The 13,662-nt window shown below is 69.6% G+C and carries 14 protein-coding genes; 12 read left to right on the top strand and 2 right to left on the bottom strand.

Annotated features, from left to right (window positions below; genetic code table 11):
- Window position 1 precedes the first annotated feature (1 nt).
- The 8 genes from secF (at window position 2) to ggt (ending at window position 6,135) form a co-directional block, all read left to right on the top strand.
- Window positions 2-982, top strand: a complete 981-nt coding sequence (gene secF / locus Q5Y72_RS00450; protein ID WP_305961503.1) for a protein translocase subunit SecF — start codon at window positions 2-4, stop codon at window positions 980-982.
- Window positions 982-1,335 (top strand): Mth938-like domain-containing protein, encoded by a 354-nt coding sequence (locus tag Q5Y72_RS00445; protein WP_305961502.1) that lies wholly within the window; start codon window positions 982-984, stop codon window positions 1,333-1,335. Before secF ends, Q5Y72_RS00445 begins: the two co-directional genes overlap by 1 nt.
- The gene (ccmA, locus tag Q5Y72_RS00440; protein ID WP_305961501.1) at window positions 1,332-1,988 is read left to right on the top strand and encodes a heme ABC exporter ATP-binding protein CcmA; all 657 of its coding nucleotides are present in this window, start codon (window positions 1,332-1,334) and stop codon (window positions 1,986-1,988) included. The genes Q5Y72_RS00445 and ccmA overlap by 4 nt, the downstream gene beginning before the upstream one ends.
- 163 nt (window positions 1,989-2,151) lie before the next feature.
- A complete protein-coding gene (gene ccmB / locus Q5Y72_RS00435; RefSeq protein ID WP_305961500.1) occupies window positions 2,152-2,808 on the top strand; it encodes a heme exporter protein CcmB in 657 nt (218 codons plus the stop codon).
- 41 nt (window positions 2,809-2,849) lie between these two features.
- Window positions 2,850-3,575, top strand: coding sequence for a heme ABC transporter permease CcmC (ccmC, locus tag Q5Y72_RS00430; RefSeq protein ID WP_305961499.1), 726 nt, complete (start codon window positions 2,850-2,852; stop codon window positions 3,573-3,575).
- Window positions 3,572-3,715, top strand: a complete 144-nt coding sequence (gene ccmD / locus Q5Y72_RS00425) for a heme exporter protein CcmD (protein ID WP_305961498.1) — start codon at window positions 3,572-3,574, stop codon at window positions 3,713-3,715. Before ccmC ends, ccmD begins: the two co-directional genes overlap by 4 nt.
- Window positions 3,708-4,250, top strand: a complete 543-nt coding sequence (locus tag Q5Y72_RS00420; RefSeq protein WP_305961497.1) for a DsbE family thiol:disulfide interchange protein — start codon at window positions 3,708-3,710, stop codon at window positions 4,248-4,250. The genes ccmD and Q5Y72_RS00420 overlap by 8 nt, the downstream gene beginning before the upstream one ends.
- A gap of 73 nt (window positions 4,251-4,323) precedes the next feature.
- A complete protein-coding gene (gene ggt, locus Q5Y72_RS00415; protein ID WP_305961496.1) occupies window positions 4,324-6,135 on the top strand; it encodes a gamma-glutamyltransferase in 1,812 nt (603 codons plus the stop codon).
- 83 nt (window positions 6,136-6,218) lie between these two features.
- Here the strand turns inward: ggt and acnA are convergent, their stop codons facing one another.
- The gene (acnA, locus tag Q5Y72_RS00410; protein WP_305961495.1) at window positions 6,219-8,999 is read right to left on the bottom strand and encodes an aconitate hydratase AcnA; all 2,781 of its coding nucleotides are present in this window, start codon (window positions 8,997-8,999) and stop codon (window positions 6,219-6,221) included.
- A gap of 238 nt (window positions 9,000-9,237) precedes the next feature.
- Between acnA and Q5Y72_RS00405 the strand changes: the two genes are divergently transcribed.
- The 4 genes from Q5Y72_RS00405 (at window position 9,238) to Q5Y72_RS00390 (ending at window position 12,645) form a co-directional block, all read left to right on the top strand.
- Window positions 9,238-10,221 (top strand): DUF1223 domain-containing protein, encoded by a 984-nt coding sequence (locus Q5Y72_RS00405; RefSeq protein ID WP_305961494.1) that lies wholly within the window; start codon window positions 9,238-9,240, stop codon window positions 10,219-10,221.
- Between the two features lie 65 nt (window positions 10,222-10,286).
- Window positions 10,287-11,186 carry an EamA family transporter gene (locus tag Q5Y72_RS00400; protein WP_305961493.1) on the top strand — a complete coding sequence of 300 codons (900 nt, stop codon included), beginning with the start codon at window positions 10,287-10,289 and terminating at the stop codon, window positions 11,184-11,186.
- A gap of 24 nt (window positions 11,187-11,210) precedes the next feature.
- Window positions 11,211-11,819 carry an inner membrane-spanning protein YciB gene (locus tag Q5Y72_RS00395; RefSeq protein WP_305961492.1) on the top strand — a complete coding sequence of 203 codons (609 nt, stop codon included), beginning with the start codon at window positions 11,211-11,213 and terminating at the stop codon, window positions 11,817-11,819.
- The gene (locus tag Q5Y72_RS00390) at window positions 11,803-12,645 is read left to right on the top strand and encodes a glycosyltransferase family 25 protein (protein WP_305961491.1); all 843 of its coding nucleotides are present in this window, start codon (window positions 11,803-11,805) and stop codon (window positions 12,643-12,645) included. The genes Q5Y72_RS00395 and Q5Y72_RS00390 overlap by 17 nt, the downstream gene beginning before the upstream one ends.
- On the opposite strand, the gene Q5Y72_RS00385 is transcribed toward Q5Y72_RS00390, so the two are convergent.
- On the bottom strand, window positions 12,598-13,494 hold the full coding sequence (locus Q5Y72_RS00385; protein WP_305961490.1) for a DUF726 domain-containing protein: 897 nt from the start codon (window positions 13,492-13,494) through the stop codon (window positions 12,598-12,600). The two genes, Q5Y72_RS00390 and Q5Y72_RS00385, sit on opposite strands and share 48 nt — an antisense overlap.
- Window positions 13,495-13,662 lie beyond the last annotated feature (168 nt).

Genomic DNA, 13,662 nt, shown 5'->3' with positions numbered 1-13,662 from the left:
CATGGCATTTCGTCTGAAACTGGTCCCCGCCGAGACCCGCATCGACTTCTTCCGCTGGCAGGGGCTGACGGTCGGCATCTCGGGCGCGATGGTGGTGCTGTCGGTGGTGTTCCTCGTTCTCTTCGGGCTGAATTTCGGCATCGACTTCAAGGGCGGCACCACGATCCGCACCGAATCCACCCAGCAGGTCGATGTCGGCGCCTATCGCGACGCGCTGCAGCCGCTGGGCCTTGGCGATGTCGCGATCACGCAGGTCTTCGACCCGACCTTCGCCGCCGACCAGCATGTCGCGCAGGTCCGCATCAGCGCGCAGGAGGGTGCCGAGGCCGTCACCCCCGAAACGATCAATGCGGTCGAGGCCGCGCTGCAGCAGGTCGATCCCGCGATCACCTTCCCGCTGGTGGAATCGGTCGGTCCCAAGGTTTCGGGCGAACTGATCCAGACCGCGATCTATTCGGTTCTGGCCTCGCTGGTGGCGATCTCGATCTATATCTGGCTGCGCTTCGAATGGCAGTTCGCCATCGGCGCCATCGTCTCGCTGGCCCATGACGTGATCGTGACCATGGGCGTCTTTGCGCTGTTCCAGATCAAGTTCGACCTGACGACGATCGCGGCGCTGCTGACCATCGTCGGCTATTCGATCAACGACACCGTCGTCGTGTTCGACCGGCTGCGCGAGAACCTGATGAAATACAAGAAACGGGCGCTGCGCGACCTGATGAACCTGTCGGTCAACGAGACGCTGTCGCGGACCGTGATGACCTCGGGCACGACGCTGGTGGCGCTGATCGCGCTTCTGGTGCTGGGCGGCGACGTGATCCGCGGCTTTGTCTTCGCGATCACCTTCGGCATCCTGATCGGCACCTACTCCTCGGTCTATGTGGCCAAGAACGTGGTGCTGTGGCTGGGCGTCAAGCGCGACTGGTCGAAGAAGGACCCCAAGGACCACGCCTCGCCCTTCTCGGGGGCCGAGGCGCCCTGATGGCGATGAAGCCCGTCGAGTTCGAGGGCGCGGTGCCGGTGGACGGCTACGGCCCCGGTTTCTTCCGCGTCGCCGGCAAGGTGGTCGAGGGGCCGGTGCTGGTCGAACAGGGCGGCGCCCGCGACTGGGCGGGGCTTGATGACCGGGCGCCGCTGATGGCGCTGTCGGGCCGCGTCGACGTGCTGTTCCTCGGCATGGGCGCCGAGATCGCGCATCCGCCCGCCGCGCTGGTCGAGGCGCTGGAGTCGGTCGGCGTGATGGTCGAGGCGATGGCCTCGCCCACCGCCGCGCGCACCTACAACGTCACCCTGTCCGAAGGGCGCCGCGTCGCCTGCGCGCTTCTGCCGGTATGAGCCTTCTGGCCGTCGAGGATCTGGCCGTGGCGCGCGGCGGTCTGAGGGCGGTCGAGGGGGTGTCCTTCGTGCTGGAGGCGGGCCGGGCGCTGATCCTGCGCGGCCCCAACGGCATCGGCAAGACCACGCTGCTGCGGACCGTGGCGGGGCTGCAGCCGCCGGTCGCGGGGCGGATCATCATGGATGACGACGCGGTGGCCTATGCCGCCCATGCCGACGGTCTGAAACACGCCCTCGGCGTGGCCGAGAATCTCGCCTTCTGGGCGCGCATCTTCGACGGCGGCAGCGGGGACGGCGGCGACGGCGTTGGCGCGGTCGGGCGGGCGCTTGCGGCGATGGATCTCATGGCGCTGGCCGACCGCCCTGCCGCGGCCCTGTCGGCGGGGCAGAAACGCCGGCTGGGGCTGGCGCGGCTTCTGGTGACGGGCAGACCGCTCTGGGTGCTGGACGAACCCACCGTCTCGCTGGATGCCGCCTCGGTGGCGCGCTTCGGCGCCGCGATCCGGGCGCATCTGGCGGCGGGCGGGTCGGCGCTGATGGCCACGCATATCGACCTCGGGCTTGCCGAGGCGCGCGACCTTGACCTCACCCCGTTCCGCGCCCGCCCCGGCCGCAGCCACCGCCCCGCCGGCTTCAACGAGGCCTTCGCATGAGCGTGCCCCCAGCGGCGGCGCCCCGCCCGGCGCATCGCGCCGGGCAGCGCCCGGCCTCCCGGTCCCGGCCCGGCCGGTCCGCATGCCGCGCAGGAAGCGGGCGGGACATCGGGCGCTGTGCCGCCGCCGGCCGCGCAGCGCCGGCCGCATCCGGGGGCCGCCGATGCTGCCGCTTCTGAGACGCGACCTGACCCTGGCCACCCGCGCCGGCGGCGGCTTCGGCCTGGCCGTCGCCTTCTTCCTCATCCTCTGCGCCCTGGTGCCCTTTGGCGTCGGCCCCGACAGCGCCGCGCTGCGCCCGATCGCGCCCGGCATCCTGTGGCTCGGGGCGCTGCTCGCCTGCCTGCTGTCGCTGGACCGCATCTTCGCGCTGGACCACGAGGATGGCAGCCTCGATCTGCTGGCCACAGCGCCGATCCCGCTGGAGGGCGTCGTCGCCGTGAAGGCGCTGGCGCACTGGCTGACCACCGGCCTGCCGCTGGTCGCCGCCGCGCCGCTGTTCGGGCTGCTCCTGCAGCTTCCCGCCGCGGCGACGCCCTGGCTCCTGGCCTCGCTCGTGATCGGCACGCCCGCGCTGTCGATGCTGGGGGCCTTTGGCGCCGCGATCACGGTCGGGCTGCGCCGGGGCGGGCTGCTGCTGTCGCTGCTGGTCCTGCCGCTGTATGTCCCGACGCTGATCTTCGGGACCGAGGCGATCCGCCGCGGCCTCGAGGGCGGCAGCCCCGCGACGCCGCTGCTGTTTCTGGGCGGCATCAGCGCCGCGGTGGTCGCGCTGGTCCCCTTTGCCGCCGCCGCCGCCCTGCGGGTCAACCTGCGGTGATGTGACTTGAGCCCGGCCCCCGCCGCCGCTAGGGAACGCATATGTCGATCTGGGAATACGCCAACCCCGTCAAGTTCATGCGCGCCTCGGGCGCGATCCTGCCCTGGGCGGTGGCGGGGGCCGTGGCCTGCACGCTGGGCGGCGTCGCCTGGGGCTTCCTCACGCCCGATGATTACCGGCAGGGCGCCACGGTGAAGATCGTCTTCCTGCATGTGCCGGCGGCGATGATGGCGATCAACATCTGGGTGATGATGCTGGCGGCCTCGCTGATCTGGCTGATCCGGCGTCACCATGTCAGCGCGCTGGCCGCCCGCGCCGCCGCCCCGATCGGCGCGGTGATGACGCTGATCGCGCTGGCGACCGGGGCGATCTGGGGCCAGCCGATGTGGGGCACCTGGTGGGAGTGGGACCCGCGCCTGACCAGCTTCCTGATCCTGTTCCTGTTCTATGCGGGCTATATCGCGCTGTGGTCGGCGATCGAGGATCCCGACAGCGCCGCCGACCTGACCGGCGTGCTGTGCCTCGTCGGCTCGGTCTTCGCGCTGCTGTCGCGCTACGCGGTGCTGTTCTGGAACCAGGGCCTGCACCAGGGCGCCAGCCTCTCGGTCGCGCCGGGCGAGCGGATGAGCGCCGTCTATCGCTATCCCCTCTACCTCTCGATGCTGGGCTTCCTCCTGCTGTTCCTCGCGCTGCTGCTGATCCGCACCCGGACCGAGATCCGCCGCCGCCGGCTGGCCGCCCTGATCGCGCGCGAGACGCGCCCATGATCGAGCTTGGGAAATATGCCGGCACGGTGCTGGCGGCCTATGGAATCTCGGCGGTGCTGCTGGTCGGGCTGGTCTGGCACAGCGTCGCCGCCAATGCCCGCGCGCGGCGCGATCTGGAAAGGCAGGAAGGCGATGGCTAGGATCTCTCCGCTGGTGGCGCTGCCGCCGCTGGCCTTCGCCGCGCTGGCGGGGCTGTTTCTGTGGGGCATGGGCCGCGAGGATCCGACCGGGCTGCCCTCGGCGATGATCGGCCGCGAGGCCCCGCCCGTTCCGGCGACGACCCTGCCGGGCAAGACCCCGCTGACCGACGAGATGCTGCGCCGGCCGGGCGTCAAGCTGGTGAATTTCTGGGCCAGCTGGTGCCCGCCCTGCCGCGCCGAACATCCCACCCTGACCGAATTGTCGGCCCGCCTGCCGGTCTATGGCATCGACCTGAAGGACCCCGAGGCGAGCGCCCTGCAATTCCTGGCCGAGGACGGCGATCCCTTCCACGCGCTGGCCACCGATCCCCGGGGCCGCGCGGCGATCGACTGGGGCGTGACCGCCCCGCCCGAGACCTTCATCCTCGACGGCGAGGGCAGGGTGCTTTACCGTCATGCCGGCCCGCTGGTGCGCGAGGATTACACCAACCGCTTCCTGCCGGAACTGGAAAAGGCGCTGGCCGCGGATCGGTAATCACGCCGGTTGCGCGCCTTGGTTGCACGGCCCAGACTGCCCTTGTCCACAACCGACTTGAGGGAGGTCAGCCATGACACGGATCAATCTTGCATCGGCGCTGCTGATGGGCGTTGCCTGTGCCGCGCCCGCCGCCGCGCAGCAGGCCGCCGACGCGGTCGCGCCGGAAGGCGCCAGCGAGCAGGCCGCGGCCGATGCCTTTGCGGGCCTGGGCGAGGCGGCGATGGCCGCGCTGGAGGCCAAGCAGCAGGGCAGGCCCGTCACCGCCACGGACTGGATGGTGACGGCCGCGCATCCGCTGGCGGTCGAGGCGGGGGCGAAGGTGCTGGAACGGGGCGGCAGCGCGGCCGATGCGATGGTTGCCGTGCAGGTCGTGCTGGGGCTGGTCGAGCCGCAAAGCTCGGGCCTTGGCGGTGGCGCCTTCCTCGTGTGGCACGACGCCGCGACCGGCGAGATCACCACGCTGGATGCGCGCGAGACCGCCCCCGCAGCCGCCCGGCCGACGCTGTTCCAGAACGACGCGGGCGAGCCTCTGGAGTTCATGGAGGCCGTTGTGGGCGGGCTGTCGGTCGGCACGCCCGGCACGCCGGCGCTGCTGGAAGAGGCGCACCGCCGCTGGGGCAAGGGCAACTGGCGCAGCCTGTTCGAGGATGGCATCCGGCTGGCCGATGACGGCTTTCCGGTCTCGCCGCGGCTGGCCGAACTGGTCGCCGCGGAAGGCGAGGCGCTGCAACGCGATCCCGCCACGGCCGACTATTTCTTTCCCGGCGGCACGGCCGTCGCGCAGGGCGCGACGCTGAAGAACCCGGCCTATGCCGATGTGCTGCGCCGGCTTGCCGCACAGGGCAGCCGCGCCTTCTATACCGGCGAGATCGCGCAGGGCATCGTCGAGGCGGTGCGCGGCGCCGAGGGCAATCCCGGGCTTCTCGGCCTTGATGACCTGGCCCGCTATCGCGTGGTGGAACGTCCGCCGGTCTGCGTCGACTACCGCGATCACGAGGTCTGCGGCATGGGCCCGCCCTCGTCGGGCGCGCTGAGCGTGGGGCAGATCCTCGGCATGCTGGGCGGCTATGACCTCGCCGCGCTCGGGGCCGAAAATCCCGAAAGCTGGCGGCTGATCGGCGACGCCTCGCGGCTGGCCTTTGCCGATCGCGGCCGCTACATGGCCGACAGCGACTTCGTGCCGATGCCGACCGAGGGGCTGGTCGCGACCGACTACCTGGCCGAACGCGGCGCGCTGCTGGCGGGCGACGACGCCCTGCCCGAGGTCAGCGCCGGATCGCCCGGCTGGAGCCACGCGCTGAACTGGGGCCAGGACAGCGCGCTGGAACTGCCCTCGACCTCGCATGTCTCGATCGTCGATGCCGATGGCAACGCGCTGTCGCTGACCACCACCATCGAGAACGGCTTCGGCTCGCGGGTGATGGCGCATGGTTTCCTGCTGAACAACGAACTGACCGATTTCAGCTTCGAGACCCATGACGACGCCGGCTATCCCATCGCCAACCGGCTGGAACCGGGCAAGCGGCCGCGGTCCTCGATGGCGCCGACCATCGTGCGCAAGGACGGCAAGCCGGTGCTGGTCATCGGCTCGCCGGGCGGCAGCCGGATCATCGGCTATGTCGCCAAGTCGATCATCGCGCATCTGGACTGGGGCATGGATGTGCAGCAGGCGGTGGCGCTGCCCAATATCGTGAACCGCTTCGGCACGATGGATGTCGAGGCCGGGACCGCCGCCGATGCGCTGGTCCAGCCGCTGAAGGATCTGGGCTTCGAGGTCAACCAGACCGAACTGGTCTCGGGTATCCAGGGCATCGCGATCACCCCCGAGGGGCTGTCGGGCGGCGCCGATCCGCGGCGCGAGGGCATCGCCATCGGTGGCTAGGTCGCGCCTGCGCGATGCGCGGCGAAAAAGGCCCCCGGCATCGCGCCGGGGGCCCTTGTCGTTCTCGGGAACCGCAGCGCCGGTCAGGCCGCCGCGAGGTTGCGCAGCACGTAATGCAGCACGCCGCCATTCTTCAGGTAGTCGATCTCGACCTCGGTATCGACGCGGGCCTTCAGCTGGATCGTCCTTTCCGTGCCGTCGGCATAGCGGATGGTGCAGGGCACCAGCGACAGCGGCTTGAACTCGCCCTCCAGCCCCTCGATGGTGATGGTCTCGTCGCCGGTCAGCTTCAGCGACTTGCGGTTCGCGCCGTCGGTGAACTCGAACGGAATCACGCCCATGCCGACGAGGTTCGAGCGGTGGATGCGCTCGAAGCTTTCGGCGATGACCGCCTTGACGCCCAGCAGGTTGGTGCCCTTGGCCGCCCAGTCGCGCGACGAGCCGGCGCCGTATTCGATGCCGCCGATGACCACCAGCGGCACGCCCTGATCGACATAGGACATGGCCGCGTCATAGATCGCCGCCTCTTTGCCCTCGGCGTCCCTGGAATAGCCGCCCTCGACGCCTTCCAGCATCTCGTTCCTGATGCGGATATTGGCGAAGGTGCCGCGCATCATGATCTCGTGGTTGCCGCGGCGCGAGCCATAGCTGTTGAAATCGCGCGGCGCGACCTGCCGTTCGGTCAGATACTGGCCGGCGGGCGTGGTCGGCTTGAACGATCCGGCCGGGCTGATGTGGTCGGTGGTGATCATGTCGCCCAGCAGCGCCAGCACGCGGGCGCCCTTGATGTCTTGGATCGTGCCCGGCTCCTGCGACATGCCCTGGAAATAGGGCGGGTTCTGGATGTAGGTCGAGGCGGCCGGCCAGTCATAGGTTTCGCTGTCGGTGATCTCGACGCCCTGCCAGCGTTCGTCGCCCTTGAAGACATCGGCGTATTTCGACTGGAACATCTCGCGGGTGACGATGGTGTCGACCAGGTCGGCGACCTCTTTCGAGGTCGGCCAGATGTCCTTCAGGTAGACCGGCTTGCCGTCCGGCGTCTCGGCCAGCGCATCGCGGGTCACGTCGATGTTCATGTCGCCCGCGATGGCATAGGCCACCACCAGCGGCGGCGAGGCCAGGTAGTTGGCGCGCACGTCGGGGCTGATGCGCCCTTCGAAGTTGCGGTTGCCCGACAGCACCGACACGGCGACCAGATCGTTGTCGCTGATCGATTTCGAGATCTCGGGCTGCAGCGGCCCGGAGTTGCCGATGCAGGTGGTGCAGCCAAAGCCGACCAGGTTGAAGCCCAGCGCGTCCAGATCATCCTGCAGGTTGGCGGCCTTGAGGTATTCCTCGACCACCTGGCTGCCGGGCGCCAGCGAGGTCTTGACCCAGGGCTTGCGGGTCAGGCCAAGCGCGCGGGCCTTGCGGGCCACCAGCCCGGCGGCCATCAGCACATAGGGGTTCGAGGTGTTGGTGCAGGAGGTGATCGAGGCGATCACCACCGAGCCGTCGCGCAGGGTGTAGTCCTCGCCCTCGACGGCGCCGCTGTTGAGGTGGCCGTGGCTGCCGCCGGGGATCTCGTCGGCCTCGGGGCTGGGCGATCCGCCCTCCTCGGTCATCTCGGCCTTCTCCTCGACCGGGGCCGAGGGCGCCTTGCGCAGGCCCTTGATGTAGTCGCCGAAGGCGGCCGCGGCCTCGGTCAGCGCGACATGGTCCTGCGGGCGCTTGGGGCCCGAGATGGCGGGCACGACGCTGCCCTGATCCAGTTCCAGCGTCGAGGAATAGACCGGCGCGTAATCGGCGGTGCGCCAGAAGCCGTTTTCCTTCGCATAGGCCTCGACCAGGGCGATGCGATCCTCGTCGCGGCCGGTCTGGCGCAGATAGCGCAGCGTCTCGTCGTCGATCGGGAAGAAGCCGCAGGTGGCGCCGTATTCGGGCGCCATGTTGGCGATGGTCGCGCGGTCGGCCAGCGGCATGTGGTCAAGCCCCTCGCCGTAGAATTCGACGAACTTGCCGACGACGCCGTGCTTGCGCAGCATCTGCACGACCTTCAGCACCAGGTCGGTGGCGGTCACGCCCTCGGTCAGCGCGCCGGTGATCTTGAAGCCGACCACCTCGGGGATCAGCATCGAGATCGGCTGGCCCAGCATCGCGGCCTCGGCCTCGATGCCGCCCACGCCCCAGCCCAGCACGGCGAGGCCGTTGACCATGGTGGTGTGGCTGTCGGTGCCCACCAGCGTGTCGGGATAGGCGACGGTCCTGCCGTCCTGGTCGGTGTCGGTCCAGACGGTCTGGGCCAGATATTCCAGGTTCACCTGGTGGCAGATGCCGGTGCCGGGCGGCACCACGCGGAAATTGTTGAACGCCTTCTGGCCCCATTTCAGGAAGGTGTAACGCTCCATGTTGCGCTCGTATTCCAGCTCGACATTGCGCTGGAAGGCGCGGGGGGTGCCGAATTCGTCGATCATCACCGAATGGTCGATGACCAGATCGACCGGGTTCAGCGGGTTGATCTTCTGCGCGTCGCCGCCCAGCGCCTTGATGCCGTCGCGCATCGCCGCAAGGTCCACCACCGCCGGGACGCCGGTGAAGTCCTGCATCAGCACGCGCGCCGGGCGATAGGCGATCTCGCGCGGGTTGTTGCCGCCCTTCTCGGCCCATTCCGCGAAGGCCCGGATGTCGTCCACGCTGACCGTGCGGCCGCCATCCTCGAAGCGCAGCATGTTCTCCAGCACGACCTTCAGCGCGGCCGGCAGCTTCGAGAAGTCGCCAAGCCCGGCCTCGGTTGCGGCGGCGATCGAGTAATAGGCGACCTCCTGACCGCCAGCGGTCAGGCTGCGCCGGGTCTTGGCGGTATCGGTTCCGGTCTGGATGGGCATCAAGGCCTCCCTGTCTGCGAAATGGATGGGTCGGGCATGCGATCCTCCTGCTTTGCCCGATGCTGCAGGGCAGCGCAAGAGTGTCACGCGGTATTGTATGCAATGGCATACCATTGTCGGGCCTGTGACGCAAGAGACACTCTGCGCGATCGGCGGGATCGGTGACGAAGCCTTGATTTGTCGGCCCGGCCCGGTCGGGTCTATGCAGGGTCCCGGCACAGGAATTCTGGACTTTCACATGACTGCACGACCTGCACCCCTGCGGATCTGGCACATCGGGCGCGGCTGGCTGCGGATCTCGGGCATCGGCCTGGCGGTTGCGCTGGCGGCGGCGGGCGGCGCGGCCATGGCGCAGGGGACCGGCGGCGCCGCGGTCTCCGCGCCGCAGCAGCAGCCGGCCGCCGACGCGCCGGTGATCGCCGCACCCGACGCGCCCGGCCGCATGGCCCCCGGCAACGGTTTTCTCGAGTCGACCGGCGGGGCGGGCTTCAACAGCTTTGCCGCCACCGACGCCGCGCTGCCGCCGCTGGAAAACTTCGCGCCCGAGACGCTGCCCGTGGTGGTCGAACTCTTCACGTCGCAGGGCTGTTCGTCCTGTCCGCCGGTCGATGCCATGCTGGCCCGCCTGACCGACGAGCCGGGGGTGCTGCCGCTGTCCTTCCATGTCGATTACTGGGATTATCTGGGCTGGCGCGACAGCTTTGCGCGGCCCGAATTCTCGCAGCGGCAGGAACGCTATGCCCGCGCTGCGGGCGAACGCGGGCTGTATACGCCGCAGCTGATCGTGGACGGCACCGATACCGCCGTGGCGCCCGGCCCGGCGCAGCTGATGGCGCTGATCGACAGCAGCCGGCTGGCTCCGGCGATGGTCAGCGTGCAGCGCGACAGCATCGCCGATGGCGAGCGGATCGAGTTGCAGCCGCTGTCCGACCTGGGCGGGCAGGTGGACATCCTGATGATCCGCTATGCGCCCGAACGCCGCGTCGAGGTGACGGGGGGCGAGAATCGCGGCCGCAGCATCAGCTATGCCAATGTGGTGCTGGCGGTCGAGCGGCTGGCGCAGTGGGAGGGCAAGCAGCCGCTGCGCATGACCGTGCGTCCCGACGACGCCTCCGGCGCCCGGTTTCCCGCCGATACCCGCCATGTGCTGATCGTGCAGCGCGACCTGTCGGCGCGCGACCACCTGCCCGGGCCGATCCTCGCCGCGATCCCGCTGGACTGACGCCGCCGCGCGGCGCAGGTCACGCGGCCCTTGCACATGCTGCAATTTGGCGGCACCAAGCGCACATGAGCGCATGGATCATCCAGATTGCGGGCACGCCCGAGGGCGCGCGGGTGGCCTCGATCCTCGCGATCATGGCGGCGTTCCTGCATGCGCTGTTCGGCGCGCTGCAGAAGGGCCGGCACGATCCCTGGCTGAGCCGCGCGGCGATCGACCTCAGCTACGGGGTGATGGCGCTGCCGCTGGCGCTGTTCGTGGTGCCCTGGCCCGCCGCGCATCTGTGGCCGGTGCTGGCGGGCGCGGTGGTGATCCACGTCTTCTACAAGGTCGCGCAGGCGCTGACCTATCAGCGCGGTGCCTATACCGTCGTCTATCCGGTGGTGCGCGGCAGCGGGCCGCTGTTTGCGGTGATCGCCGCCGGCCTGGTCTTCGGCGAGCGGTTCAACATCGTGCAATGGCTGGGCCTGCTGCTGCTGGTCGGCGGCATCTTCGGGCTGGCCGCCTACAATTTGCGCCGACTGACGGTCGGGCGCGACACCCTTGGCCCGGCGCTGGCCTGGGCGCTGGTGACCGGGGCGATGGTGGCGCTGTATACCACCTACGACGCCTGGGGCATCCGGCAGGCGGCCGATCCCTTCACCTTCCTGGCCTGGTTCTTCCTGCTGGATTCGGTGTTCATGCCGCTGTGGACCCTGCGCAGGCTGCTGCGGCTGCGCGGGCCCGAGATCGCGCCGCTGGCGATCCGGGGCGTGTTCGGCGCGCTGGTGGCCTTTGCCAGCTTCGGCGCGATCATGCTGGCCACCCGCATCGACGAGGTCGGCCGCGCGGCGGTGCTGCGCGAGACCTCGACCGTCTTTGCGGCCCTTGTGGGCTGGGTCGTCCTGGGCGAAAAGGTGGGACCGCTGCGCGCCGGGCTGATGGCGCTGATCGCGGCGGGTGCGCTGGTGGTCGAATTCGGCGCCTGAGGGCGCTGGCGAAAGGACGATGCGATGAAGAACGGCAATCCCTGGGTCAAGCCGGCGCTGGAACTGGGTCCGGTGCTGCTGTTCTTCCTGGTCTTCATTCTCAAGCGCGGCGAGACGGTCAGCCTGTGGGGGCAGGATTACGGCGCCTTCGTGCTGGCCACGCTGGCCTTCATCCCGGCGCTGGCGGTGGCCACGCTGATCCAGTGGCGGCTCACCGGCAGGCTGGCGCCGATGCAGGTGGCGACGCTGGTGCTGGTGGTGCTGTTCGGCGGGCTGTCGGTCTGGCTGAACGATCCGCGCTTCTTCAAGATGAAGCCGACGATGATCTACCTGCTGTTCGCCGCGATCCTGGGCTACAGCCTGCTGGCGCGGCGCAACTGGCTGCAGGCGGTGCTGTCCGAGGCGCTGCCGATGGATGCCGAGGGCTGGCGCAAGCTGACGCTGCGGATGACGCTGATGTTTTTGGGGCTGGCGCTGGCCAACGAGGTGGTCTGGCGGACCATGTCGGAAACCACCTGGGTCTATTTCAAGACCTTCGGCCTGCCGCTGATCCTGTTCCTGTTCCTGCTGGCGAATGCCGGGCTTTACCGTGCGCACGGGATCGACGGACCGGGCGATGACGCGGGCAGGTGATCCCGGGGACGGGGTGCTGACCCTTCCCGGCAGCGCCCTGCGGCTGGCGGTGTTCCTCATCAACATGGACGGCGCCACCGAACGGCTGGCCGCGATGCGCCACAAGCTGGACCGCGCCGGCCTGCCGTTCCGCCGCATCGAGGGCGTCGATGGCCGCGCGCTGGCCTACCCGATCCCCGAATTCTCGGAACGCAGCTACCGGCTGCTGCACGGCCGGCGCACCTCGCCCGCCGAGATCGGCTGCTATCTCAGCCACATCGCCTGCGCCCGCGCCCTGCTGGAGGGCGATGCCGACCTGGCGCTGATCCTCGAGGACGACGTGTCCTTCGAGCCGGATTTCCGCGAAGTGCTGGACCGCGCGGCCGGACAGCGCGACCTGTGGAACATCCTGCGGCTGACCACCGTCAATCGCGGCCGCAAGTATCCGGTCCGCGATCTGGGCGGGGGAAGGGCGCTGGCGGTGGCGCTGACGCGCGAGAAGGGGGCGGGCGCCTATGTGATCGACCGCCGCGCCGCGCGCTGGTTCGTTCGCGAGCTGATGCCGATGCGGCTGGCCTTCGACATCGCCTTCGACCTCGAATACCTGGCCGGGCTGCGCGCCTGCTTCGTCGCGCCGCTGCCGGCCAGCCAGCTCTCTGACCATCCGACCCAGATCCAGTCCACGCGGCTTGACTACAAGCTGTCGCGCTGGCGCTATCTGACGGTGCTGCCCTATCGAAGCTGGCTGGAACTGTCGCGGCTGGCCTGCCGCGGCTGGCGGCTGGTCGCGGGGCGGCTGTCAGGTGCGCAGCGCGCCAAGGGTGGCGGGGCCGGCCAGCAGGCGTGACCAGCGCGGCTCGATCCGGCCGGGCAGGCGGGCATGCAGCATCCCCAGCGGCAGGGCCCAGGGCTGGCACAGCGCGGTGCGATAGAAATCGAACAGCCCGCGCCGCAGATAGGGCGTCCAGTGCGACAGCCGCAGCGGCCGCCTTTCGGTCGGAAAGCCCAGCGCCTCCAGCGCGGCCAGCGTCTCGCCCTGGTCGATCTGCACGTCCAGCCAGTTGCGCGCCGGATCGTCGAGGCCGAAGCCCAGCGCCTGCCGGCGACCCAGCGACAGCCATTGCTCCAGCGCGAAGTCGAACAGGTCGTTCTCGCGCGAGGTGATGTTGAGGATCTCGGCGCTGCTGCCGGCGGGCGAGGCCATCGCCTCGGCCGCGGCATCGCGGAACTCGGCCCCGGTCAGCAGGATCACCCGCGAGACGGCGCCGGCCCCGGCTGCGCGTAGCGCCTGCAGCGCAACCCTTGCCCCCAGCGAGTGCCCGATGAGGGCGACCGGACGCCCGGTCTGATCCGCCAGCCGGGATACGATCCCCGCCAGCGTCTCGCCTGCCTCGCCCGCACGGCGATAGGCGCCGCCCAGGCTGCCGCGCGCCTCCCAGCCATAGGCCAGGGCAAGCCCCTCTTCGGGCTGGCCGGTGCCAAAGCCCAGGGCGCGCGGCCAGGAGGTGGATCGACGGGCGCGGTGATCGGGATCAAGCGACAGGATGTGGCGATGCGGGTCATGGGCAGGCTCCGATGGCGAATAGCGATAACCGTGAATCATCACGATGATGGGTGCGCCTTCGGGCAGCGTCTCGGCGGTCTGCCACAGCCGCCGCGGCGGAACGTGATGGGCATTGACCTTGACGACCGGCATTCCGGATCTCCTGAGCAGCCACTGTCGGGCGTTTGATAGGACGATGGTGCGACATGCGCGTGAAAGAAGTGTTAAGCCTGCGTGAAGGTCGGTTCCGTATTCCGGCGCACAATCCGAAAAATTGTTCGCGTCATGGGCTTGCGGGCAGGAACGGCGCGCCGGTCGCAG

This window comes from Paracoccus spongiarum, from assembly GCF_030732095.1.
Classification (GTDB): Bacteria; Pseudomonadota; Alphaproteobacteria; order Rhodobacterales; family Rhodobacteraceae; genus Paracoccus; species Paracoccus spongiarum.
The sequence above is the reverse complement of the archived record's forward strand: the minus strand, read 5'-3'. Positions and strand labels throughout refer to the sequence as shown.